The organism is Bacteroidales bacterium, from assembly GCA_018334875.1.
GTDB lineage: Bacteria > Bacteroidota > Bacteroidia > Bacteroidales > UBA12077 > JAGXLC01.
In genome coordinates this window covers 1-9,590 of the sequence record JAGXLC010000151.1, presented here as the reverse complement: position 1 = coordinate 9,590, position 9,590 = coordinate 1, and the positions used below count along the sequence as shown (strand labels likewise).

Below are 9,590 nucleotides of genomic sequence, written 5' to 3'. Positions count from 1 at the left end.
GGTGGGGTAGCGATCCGCACATTCAGTTTGATGATCTGCCCCTCTGCAGGATGATTGGCCATTGAATAAGCCCTGAAGATTTCCTCATTGTTTTTCATTGTTAAATCCCAAAGGCCAAAACGATCCCATTCATCTTTGAATTCATCTTCTACCTCAACATCTTTTGAAAAATCGACTTCGATTTTGGGGACATCGAGCTGAATATATCCGCCGGGCTCGAAATTCATGGTTTCTCCCTCTGGTAATTTAACCACAAACTCTTTTATAAATGTAGCCACATTCTTATTGGAAACAACCTCACACTCATATTTCTTGATCTCCATGACCTCCGGCGGTACTTTGATGGTCATATCATCTCTTATCTTCACCTGACATCCCAGCCGCCAGTTCTCCATTTCTTCCTTTCTGGTAAAAAAACCTTTTTCTGTCGGGAGTATACTGCCACCTCCTTCGAGTATCTGGCATGTACACAGGCCACACGTTCCCTGTCCACCACAGGCAGAAGGCAAATATATCCCCTGATTTGAAAGGGCAGATAATATGGTCTGACCCGGGTCCACGGTATATTCTTTAACATTGACCTTGAGCTTAACCTTACCCTGTGGTATCAGCTTCTTCTTCGCATAAAGCAAAATAAGCACCAGGGCCAGAATAATAAATAAAAAAACAGCTATGCTTAATAAAATGATTGTTGTATTGGTTGCCAGTAAGATCATTTCCTTTTTTGTTTTACAGAATTTATAGTTCTATACCCATGAATCCCATGAACGCAATTCCCATCAGTCCTGTAATAATGAATGTAATTCCAAGCCCTCTCAGAGGAGCGGGTACATTGGAATAACGAATTTTTTCACGAATGGCCGCAATTCCAATGATAGCAAGGAACCATCCTACACCGGAACCCAATCCGAAGGCGGTTGCCTCTGCCAGGGTATTGTATGCTCTTTCCTGCATGAACAAAGATCCACCCAAGATGGAGCAATTGACTGCGATCAATGGCAGAAAAATTCCCAGGTTGCTGTATAGTGTAGGTGAAAATTTCTCAATCACCATTTCAACCAATTGTACCATTGAAGCGATTACTGCTATGAACAAAATAAAACTGAGAAAACTGAGGTCAACATCTGAAAAAGCCGGACTTAGCCAGGTCAACGCACCCTCTTTAAGCAGATAATTATGTATCATATAATTGAAGGGCACGGTAATGCCCAGAACAAAAATTACGGCCAATCCCAGACCTGTTGATGTTTTTACAGTTTTTGAAACGGCAAGATAAGAGCACATGCCCAGAAAATAGGCAAATATCATGTTATCAACAAAGATGGACTTAACGAATATATTGACTAAATTTTCCATAGCTCAATTTAGATTTGTCTTTCTTCAATCAATTTTCTGTTCCTGTAGCGTTGGACCCATATAATAATTCCTACGGTTATAAGTGCCATTGGGGGTAATATAAAAAGCCCGTTATTCTCATATCCAACGCTGTAAAAAGTTTCAGGTATCACCTGATAACCCCATATGGTACCGGATCCAAACAGTTCTCTGACGAATCCTACGATCACCAGGATAACACCATATCCTGCAGCATTACCAACTCCATCAAGAAATGCGGGCCAGGGTTTATTACCAAGGGCAAAAGCCTCCAGGCGGCCCATGATGATACAATTGGTAATAATCAATCCCACAAAAACCGATAGCTGCTGGCTGACCTCATAGGCAAACGCTGCCAAAAACTCATCAACAAGGATTACCAGGGAAGCAATAACAGTTAATTGCACAATTATTCGAATTCGTGGTGGTATCTTTGCGCGTAACAGAGAAACCACCACATTGGAAACGGCCATTACAAAAATAACCGAAAGCGCCATAACCAGTGATGGCTCAAGTTTTACCGTAATGGCCAGAGCCGAACAGATTCCAAGCACCTGAACGGTGATCGGATTGGAATCGTCCAGAGGCTCCTTCAGTAATCTCATATTTTTTGCCGAAAACAAAGGTTCTTTATCCTGACTCATAGGTTAACTCTTTTTATTACGCATTTCTTTTAAATAAGGCACATAAGCTCCGATAACATCCTCAAGCATACTGTCCACACCCTTGCTGGTGATGGTTCCACCGGAGACCCCATCTACAGCATGGGGTGCGCCGGAAGGTGCACCTCCTTTAACCACATCAACGGACACAAATTCATCCTCCTCATTAAAAATTTTCTTCCCTATAAACTGCTTCTGGAATTGCCTGGTCGCAATTTCCGCGCCCAAACCGGGGGTTTCACTGTCATGACTAAAATTCGTTCCGTAAATGGTGTTGTAGTCGCTTTTAAGTGCAATATATCCCCATATCGGTCCCCACAATCCTTTTCCCCGAATAGGAATGATATATTGGGTGCTGTCACCTACCGTCCCAACATATATCGGGAGCCTGCGCTCTTCAAAAGGTTTTACAATTTCCTTGCTCAGATCAACGGAAAAAGCATCTACTCCTTCTAATCGCTCGCCTTCCGAATTGATGACATAACTGTCAGTGATATACTTATCGTATTGATCAAGTGCATTGTCCTTATTGCTTTCAATATTCAGCGATAGAAGTATATTCTGCTTTTTGTTGGTCTCAATATTTTTCTTCTGCATGGGTTGTAACTGCATGGCTACTACGGACAATATGGTAGCTACCGTTACCACCATAAGGAGTGAAAATATAAAGATATAGGTATTGCTAAACTGCTTCATATCTGGTATATTTTTTTAAGCTGCTTGTGCTTCAGCCCTTTTCAGACGTTTGTTAATATTCGATTCTACCACATAATGATCAATTAAAGGGGCAAAGACATTCATTAACAGAATGGCCAGCATGATCCCTTCAGGATACGCCGGATTGACTACACGAATCAGGATGGCCAGTAAACCAATAAGAAATCCGTAGATGTATTTTCCTTTTCTGGTTCTTGCGGCTGTAACCGGATCCGTAGCCATAAACACGGCTCCGAATGCAAAACCACCCATTGCCAGATGCTGCCAGGCGGGTATCTCCATAAAGGGATTCACGGCAAATGCATTCAGCAGAAATCCCATGACCAGTCCTCCTGCAAAGGTGGAAAGCATAATCCGCCAGCTCCCCACTCCTGTAAACAATAGAATAAACGCTCCTATCAATACGGCCACAACTGAAGTTGCACCGATAGAACCGGGGATAAATCCAAAAAACATATCGCTTACCGCCGGTATATTATCTACATTTCCCTCTGCCGCCATAGAAAGGGGAGTTGCCCCGGAGAATCCGTCGACAATTCCCTCACCTTCCATTAAACCGTGGGTCCACACCTGATTGCCCGACATATATGCAGGATAGGCAAAGAATAGAAAAGCTCTGGCGGTTAAAGCAGGGTTAAGGATATTCATTCCGGTACCTCCGAAAACTTCTTTGCCTATAATCACTGCAAAAGCTGTAGCGACAGCAACCATCCAGAGGGGCACATCTACCGGCAAAACCAACGGGATCAGCATACCCGTTACCAGGAAACCTTCATTCACCTCATGGCCCCTGATCTGTGCAAAGGCAAATTCGATAGCCAGGCCTGTAACATAGGAAACTATTACGATTGGTAATACCAGCTTCAATCCTTCCAGAAAAAGCTCTATCGTGCTTCCTTCCTGACCTGTTGCCAGATAATGCTGATAACCCACATTCCACATCCCAAATAACAAGGCAGGAATCAAAGATATAACCACAAGGGCCATCGTCCGCTTCATATCAATATTGTCCCGGATGTGAGAACCCTGCGTAGTAACCTGATCAGGGACAAAAAGAAATGTTTCAAAGGCCTCAAAAGTGGATTGTAGCTTTTCAAACTTACCTCCCTTTTCAAAATGAGGCTTTATATTATCAAGAAATCTTCTTAAGGCTTTCATGTATATGATAAAAGTTTTATATTCTACATCATTCAGGTCATTTCTTCCCGCATCATATCAAGACCCTTTCTGATAATCGGCTGAACCGGTGTTTTAGAAGTGCATACAAATTCACAAAGGGCAAAATCCTCTTCATCCACTTCATAAATACCAAGTTTCTCCATCAGTTCAATGTCTTCAATCATAATGGCCTTGATCAGTTGAACGGGATAAATATCCATGGGGAAAACCTTTTCATATTCGCCTGAAATGACATAAGCCCGTTCACCGCCATGGATGTTGGTATCCAAACGGTACCTTCTTTTGGGCTGCAACCAGGAGAAAAAAGTCCGGGAAGTACTGTATTTATTAAACCCGGGCTTCGCCCAACCAAGAAATTCGTGATAATTTCCTTCCGGGATGACGGTAACCTGATTATCAAAAAAACCCAGATAACCCTCGCTGTTGATCTTCTTGCCGGTAAGCACATTTCCGCTGATACATCGTAAATTACCGGGTTCAACATGATCTTTTACCAGGTTTTCAATGCTTGCACCTCTCAGTAATCGGTAATATATCGGTTTTTTTACTTCCGACCCCGTGAGGCCAATTACTTTTGAAGCATCATAAATTCCCTTGCCGAAAAGTCTGCCAATGGTAATGATATCCTGGGGATATACATACCATACCAAATCTCCCTGGTTGATGGGGTCAATCCTGTTGATCTGCACACCTACATTACCGGCGGGGTGAGGACCTGTAAACCAGTTGATTTGCAATCCTTTTGCCTTTGTAAAAACATCCGAAGGCGGATAGTCGGAATTAAGATTAAGATGGATCTTACCGGAAGTCAATTTTGACAAGGCGTCGATGCCTCTCTGAAAGTCTTCATTTTCCCCTTTTAAGATAAAATCATTATCAGGTGCGAGAGGGGCCGTGTCAAAACCCGATACAAAAATGGCTTTTGGATCATCTTCGGGGTTGGCTGATATAGAATAGGGTCTCTGCCGTATAAAAGTCCATAAACCGGATTTTGTCAGCTTATCCACAACACCATCCCTTGACATATCCCGGGGTTCTCCCTTACCGAAGTCCTCATATTCCATTTGAGAATCCGGTTCAATTACGACCTCCAAAATCTTACGCCGCTCTCCCCGGTTTACTTCTGCCACTTTTCCACTTACCGGCGAAGGCATCTTCACATGGGGCTGTAATTTATTGTAAAACAGGGAAGTTCCTGCCTTCACGCGATCTCCGGGCCAGGCAAGCAACTTCGTGCGCATCCCTTGGAAATCAATCGGTTTCACGCCATAATACCGCGCAGGTTCTGCATTTCTAATAACTTTTTCTGCTTTCCCTATAAGGGGTATATTTAATCCTCGCTTGATCTTGTGCACCTTCGACATTTTTAGCCTATTGTGAATTTTTGAACAAATATATACATATTTTTATAACTCCCAAATGGTATACTTTATCTGTTCAACAAATAACAAAAACAAATGTTTGTCAATTTTTATTCATTTAAATGATAACAATTTCTCTAAACATCAGAATCAGAATGTTTCCTGGCTAATTTGTTCCAGAGCTTCCATATCCAGGATATTTATCTTTCCTTCACGCTCCTCCAGGTATCCCCGTTTAATGAACTCCTGAAGGGTTCGGACAACACTCATCATAGACATCCCCGAAAACTCTGCCAGATCATTACGGGAGAGTTTGCCGGAAAAGGTATTGGATGAAAACACCTCCTTTGCCAGATATAATAAAGAATCAGCCAGTTTACCTTTCGTCTGTTTATGGGTCAGGCTCACCATCTTGTTTCGCAAGTGTTGTAACTCAGTGTTTATGGATTCCATAACAGACCGTGCAAAAGCACCATTATCCGTAACCAGTTTTTCTAAAACTTCCCGGTCAATTGAACAGATGGCACTTTCAGTTAAGGCTGCTGCGGAAAACTGAAATGTCTCACTGTAATAAAGATTGGATAGCCCAACCAGGCTTCCGGATGGCAAGATATCATAGATGAGATTGGCTTCCCTGCTATGCTCCTTGTAAATTTTTACCAGACCTTGTTTGACATATAGGACATGAGTCACGAAAGATCCCTGTTTGATGATTGTCTCTCCCTTTTTATAGCGAATCTGAACCTTGCTCTTATCGGCAAAACGTAACTCCTCAACATTCAACTGTTCAAAACAAGCTGATTTGTATTGGCAATCGGGACATAATGTTTGTGCTTCAGCCATATAACAAGGGTTCGTGTCAAAAATCGGGGCAAAGATATATTTATTTTTTTAACATATATCAATAAAATTATAAATCTATATCTACTATATATTGTAAGTTGAACAACTGGTTTTATGGTGTAGAAAATATACCAGAATGTCGTTGATATGCATCTTAATCATAATTTTGTTATATGAATTTTTTTAGATATATAGAGGTGTAAATTGTTAAGCATGAAGCTAAAAAACATCTTCGTTTCTTTTATAATCGCATTCATTTTCTGGATATTATTGAATAATACACTGGATCCCATGATTTTGGGTATAGGTGCATTGCTTTCATTGGGAGTTTCCCTTATATTCTGTGCCAGATGCGATGTATTTTCCGAAATTAAGCTAACTCCCGCCGCATTGCTTTACACATTCATATATATTATTGTATTTCTTTATGAACTGATTAAATCGAACCTTGATGTGGCACGCAGGGTGATAACTCCTTCCCTACCTATCAACCCGGGTATTGTAGAAGTAAAAACCCGGCTCAGGTCAAAAATGGGACGTATGATCCTTGCCAATTCCATTACTCTGACTCCGGGAACCCTTACCATAGATATCGTGGAAGATACGTTGTACATTCACTGGATCGATGTGCAAACCAGGGATACCCGGGAAGCTACAGAAAAAATTGTTCGCAAATTCGAAAAATACCTGGAAAAAATTTATGGTTGAAACAATACTTACCATAGCACTTGGAATTATGCTCTTGTCCATTATACTGTCGCTGATCAGATTTATAAAGGGGCCTTGCTACACCGATCGTGTAATCTCATTCGATACGATGACCATTTCATCGCTCGCCATCATTGCAGGGATTGCTTATTTTTCCGGCAGGATTATCTATCTTGACATAGCTATGGTATACGGTATCCTTAGCTTTTTAGGGGTGCTGGTTGTTGCACGTTATCTGGAAAAAGGATTATAAGATATGGATATACTTGCTGTTATAGGAGCTTTTATCACACTGGCAGGAAGCATTTTCCTGCTACTTGGCTCTATTGGGCTGCTGCGGATGCCCGACTGTTATAACCGGATACAGGCTGGCACAAAGGCCTCAACACTGGGAACCATTCTGTCGTTCACCGGTATTTTGCTTATCATGCCCGGATGGTGGGGCAAGTTGCTGATACTTATTATATCAGTAATTATCACCAATCCCGTTTCATCTCATGTGCTGGCAAGGGCTTCTCATCACATCCGCGTTCCTCTCACAAAAGCCACACTGGTAGACAAATACCGTGAAGATGAAGAATATATCCCCGTTGACAACAAAAAAGACAACAATACATGATCATTACAATAATAGCCCTCATACTGGCGCTTGCTATTTTACTACTGGCGATCATAGCCGTTGAGAACAAAAAACTTGTCGTTGCTATTATTGCTGCCGGTGTAGTTAGCCTGTTTGCCTCGGTACTCTATCTGCTTCTGTCCGCTCCGGATGTGGCAATGACAGAAGCGGCCATTGGCAGCGGATTATCGACGATCATTTTTTTCTATGTATTAAATAAGATCAAAAAAGAAAGAAAGGATCATGCTTAAAAAAGCGTTTATTTTTGCCCTTTTGTTTGTTATTGCCGTGATGCTTTTCAAATCCTACAGATTTGCTGGCCCGGATCAGCATCTTAATGAAGTGGCTACACGTTATGCCGAAAAGGGCCCGCAGGAAGTAGGAGCAGCAAACCTTGTAACCGCAGTTATAGTCACTTACCGTGGTCTTGATACACTCGGAGAAGTAACTATCCTCTTTTTGGCCGCTTCAATCATTGGATTCGTATTAAAAATAAGGAATGATGAGTCAACTGCTTATAATCCGAAAATAAGAAAAGCAAGCGAAATATTAGCTACAGCAGCAACCGTCATCACGCCCCTTATTTTTCTGTTCGGTATCTATGTATTTATCAATGGACACTTAACACCGGGTGGTGGATTTCAGGGTGGAGCCATTCTTGCTTCAGCTCTCGTTCTAATGTTGCTGGCTAATCCGGTTAAAAAGGTCAATCACCGGATTATTTCTGTTGTAGAATCCATATCGGGCTTTTCTTTCATCATACTGGGCATACTAGGACTACTGCTTGCAAGCGGGTTTCTGGATAATACCATTATCGGTTTGGGAGATTTCGGAGAACTGATCAGTGCGGGGGCCATTCCTATCATATATATATTTATAGGATTGAAAGTCGGCTCCGAATTGTCAGGCATTGTAAGCAATCTGCAGGAAACACAGAAAGAAGAAATATAATGGAACAGATCAGTTTATCACACATAGCGATCATTACGGGTATATTACTGATCTTGATCGGTCTGTGGGCCATCCTGACCAAGCATAACATCATCAAGATGATCATTGGTTTTTCTCTTTTTGACACAGGAATCCATATCATAATGGTGGGTGTAGGTTATGTGAAAGGAAAAACGGCGCCCATTCTGGATGAAGCAGTAAACATTAAAAATGCAACACAGGAGATCGTCGATCCGCTGCCCCAGGCATTGGTGCTTACAGCTATCGTAATCGGACTGGGAATTACAGCCCTGATGCTTGCATATGCCTTAAGACTATACCAAAGGAAGAAAACACTCGATATCAAAAATTTTAACGATCTAAAATGGTAGAACCAATATACATTGTTGCTTCAGGACTTGGTATTGCATTTCTGCTCGGATTAACCAAAAAGGCAGGGAAAAGTACTTCCGGAACCATCATGTTGCTTACCTTAACCCTGATGACCTTTATCTCCTTTCAATGGTTATGGTCCGTAGCATTCGCCGGCAATGCCCCACATTATACCTATACTGCAGGCTTCAAACCTCCCTTTTCAATCAACCTGAAAATGGGTGAGATGGAGGCATTTTTTACTTCCATTATAAATCTGATCGGATTGCTGGGAGGTTTTTATCTATGGGACAGGCTGAAAAAGCAGGGGGTCAATTCCATGATCGTTTACCTGCTGCTTTTTGTGGGTTTGAATGTAGTGATTATGACACGCGACCTGTTCAACCTTTTTGTTTTTCTGGAGGTGAGCAGTGTAGCCATTGTCGGACTGGTATTGCTGCAACGCGAAAACAAGGCCCTGTCCGCAGGTTTTAAATATCTTATTGCCACAGGAATCATTTCAGGCCTGCTGCTGATCGGTATCATTTTCATTTACCAATATGCAGGGTCGCTTTACATCAACGACATCATCAACGCGGACCTGACCGCTGTGAAAGGTGGAATTGTTGCTGTATTTATGGTTTTGATCGCAGTGGCTCTGGAACTAAAGCCATTCCCCGCCAATGGCTGGGCGCTGGATTTATATGAAGGTGCCCATCCGGGTCTGGCAGCCCTGGTATCGGCAGGTTTTGCCTCTGCCATGGTATATGTACTCCATAAGCTGTTACCCATTGCCGGTGGAGAATGGCAAAATATGTTCGCTAC

General features: G+C 42.1%; 14 protein-coding genes. 7 read left to right on the top strand and 7 right to left on the bottom strand.

All coding sequences use genetic code 11. From position 1 onward, the window contains the following. The 7 genes from nqrF to KGY70_12280 form a co-directional block, all read right to left on the bottom strand. A partial coding sequence (gene nqrF / locus KGY70_12310; protein ID MBS3775966.1) for an NADH:ubiquinone reductase (Na(+)-transporting) subunit F occupies window positions 1-716 on the bottom strand: 716 nt, incomplete at its 3' end. Between the two features lie 22 nt (window positions 717-738). Next, window positions 739-1,356 carry an NADH:ubiquinone reductase (Na(+)-transporting) subunit E gene (nqrE, locus tag KGY70_12305; protein MBS3775965.1) on the bottom strand — a complete coding sequence of 206 codons (618 nt, stop codon included), beginning with the start codon at window positions 1,354-1,356 and terminating at the stop codon, window positions 739-741. An 8-nt stretch (window positions 1,357-1,364) separates the two neighbouring features. After that, window positions 1,365-2,018, bottom strand: coding sequence for an NADH:ubiquinone reductase (Na(+)-transporting) subunit D (locus tag KGY70_12300; protein ID MBS3775964.1), 654 nt, complete (start codon window positions 2,016-2,018; stop codon window positions 1,365-1,367). A 3-nt stretch (window positions 2,019-2,021) separates the two neighbouring features. Continuing rightward, a complete protein-coding gene (nqrC, locus tag KGY70_12295) occupies window positions 2,022-2,732 on the bottom strand; it encodes an NADH:ubiquinone reductase (Na(+)-transporting) subunit C (protein MBS3775963.1) in 711 nt (236 codons plus the stop codon). Between the two features lie 15 nt (window positions 2,733-2,747). Continuing rightward, on the bottom strand, window positions 2,748-3,911 hold the full coding sequence (locus tag KGY70_12290) for an NADH:ubiquinone reductase (Na(+)-transporting) subunit B (protein ID MBS3775962.1): 1,164 nt from the start codon (window positions 3,909-3,911) through the stop codon (window positions 2,748-2,750). A gap of 32 nt (window positions 3,912-3,943) precedes the next feature. Then, a complete protein-coding gene (locus KGY70_12285) occupies window positions 3,944-5,296 on the bottom strand; it encodes a Na(+)-translocating NADH-quinone reductase subunit A (GenBank protein ID MBS3775961.1) in 1,353 nt (450 codons plus the stop codon). A 147-nt stretch (window positions 5,297-5,443) separates the two neighbouring features. Continuing rightward, complete coding sequence (locus KGY70_12280) at window positions 5,444-6,136, bottom strand: Crp/Fnr family transcriptional regulator (GenBank protein MBS3775960.1); 693 nt, start codon at window positions 6,134-6,136, stop codon at window positions 5,444-5,446. Window positions 6,137-6,349: 213 nt separating this feature from the next. On the opposite strand from KGY70_12280, the gene KGY70_12275 reads away from it, so the two are divergent. The 7 genes from KGY70_12275 to KGY70_12245 form a co-directional block, all read left to right on the top strand. After that, window positions 6,350-6,844 carry a Na+/H+ antiporter subunit E gene (locus tag KGY70_12275; GenBank protein MBS3775959.1) on the top strand — a complete coding sequence of 165 codons (495 nt, stop codon included), beginning with the start codon at window positions 6,350-6,352 and terminating at the stop codon, window positions 6,842-6,844. Continuing rightward, window positions 6,837-7,097 carry a hypothetical protein gene (locus KGY70_12270; GenBank protein ID MBS3775958.1) on the top strand — a complete coding sequence of 87 codons (261 nt, stop codon included), beginning with the start codon at window positions 6,837-6,839 and terminating at the stop codon, window positions 7,095-7,097. Before KGY70_12275 ends, KGY70_12270 begins: the two co-directional genes overlap by 8 nt. Window positions 7,098-7,100: 3 nt before the next feature. Further along, window positions 7,101-7,463 carry a monovalent cation/H(+) antiporter subunit G gene (gene mnhG / locus KGY70_12265; protein ID MBS3775957.1) on the top strand — a complete coding sequence of 121 codons (363 nt, stop codon included), beginning with the start codon at window positions 7,101-7,103 and terminating at the stop codon, window positions 7,461-7,463. Further along, a complete protein-coding gene (locus KGY70_12260) occupies window positions 7,460-7,714 on the top strand; it encodes a DUF4040 domain-containing protein (GenBank protein ID MBS3775956.1) in 255 nt (84 codons plus the stop codon). Before mnhG ends, KGY70_12260 begins: the two co-directional genes overlap by 4 nt. Continuing rightward, window positions 7,707-8,414: a hypothetical protein gene (locus tag KGY70_12255; GenBank protein MBS3775955.1), complete on the top strand. Its 708-nt coding sequence runs from the start codon at window positions 7,707-7,709 to the stop codon at window positions 8,412-8,414. The genes KGY70_12260 and KGY70_12255 overlap by 8 nt, the downstream gene beginning before the upstream one ends. Continuing rightward, the gene (locus KGY70_12250) at window positions 8,414-8,785 is read left to right on the top strand and encodes an NADH-quinone oxidoreductase subunit K (GenBank protein MBS3775954.1); all 372 of its coding nucleotides are present in this window, start codon (window positions 8,414-8,416) and stop codon (window positions 8,783-8,785) included. The genes KGY70_12255 and KGY70_12250 overlap by 1 nt, the downstream gene beginning before the upstream one ends. After that, window positions 8,779-9,590 (top strand): hypothetical protein (locus tag KGY70_12245; GenBank protein MBS3775953.1); only part of this gene is annotated, 812 nt, incomplete at its 3' end. The genes KGY70_12250 and KGY70_12245, both read left to right, overlap by 7 nt.

What these genes read in the sequence shown, in the direction of transcription:
- nqrE (MBS3775965.1), bottom strand. Translation starts at nt 1,356, where the DNA reads ATGGAAAATTTAGTCAATATATTCGTTAAGTCCATCTTTGTTGATAAC.
- KGY70_12300 (MBS3775964.1), bottom strand. Translation starts at nt 2,018, where the DNA reads ATGAGTCAGGATAAAGAACCTTTGTTTTCGGCAAAAAATATGAGATTA.
- nqrC (MBS3775963.1), bottom strand. Translation starts at nt 2,732, where the DNA reads ATGAAGCAGTTTAGCAATACCTATATCTTTATATTTTCACTCCTTATG.
- KGY70_12290 (MBS3775962.1), bottom strand. Translation starts at nt 3,911, where the DNA reads ATGAAAGCCTTAAGAAGATTTCTTGATAATATAAAGCCTCATTTTGAA.
- KGY70_12285 (MBS3775961.1), bottom strand. Translation starts at nt 5,296, where the DNA reads ATGTCGAAGGTGCACAAGATCAAGCGAGGATTAAATATACCCCTTATA.
- KGY70_12280 (MBS3775960.1), bottom strand. Translation starts at nt 6,136, where the DNA reads ATGGCTGAAGCACAAACATTATGTCCCGATTGCCAATACAAATCAGCT.
- KGY70_12275 (MBS3775959.1), top strand. Translation starts at nt 6,350, where the DNA reads ATGAAGCTAAAAAACATCTTCGTTTCTTTTATAATCGCATTCATTTTC.
- KGY70_12270 (MBS3775958.1), top strand. Translation starts at nt 6,837, where the DNA reads ATGGTTGAAACAATACTTACCATAGCACTTGGAATTATGCTCTTGTCC.
- mnhG (MBS3775957.1), top strand. Translation starts at nt 7,101, where the DNA reads ATGGATATACTTGCTGTTATAGGAGCTTTTATCACACTGGCAGGAAGC.
- KGY70_12260 (MBS3775956.1), top strand. Translation starts at nt 7,460, where the DNA reads ATGATCATTACAATAATAGCCCTCATACTGGCGCTTGCTATTTTACTA.
- KGY70_12255 (MBS3775955.1), top strand. Translation starts at nt 7,707, where the DNA reads ATGCTTAAAAAAGCGTTTATTTTTGCCCTTTTGTTTGTTATTGCCGTG.
- KGY70_12250 (MBS3775954.1), top strand. Translation starts at nt 8,414, where the DNA reads ATGGAACAGATCAGTTTATCACACATAGCGATCATTACGGGTATATTA.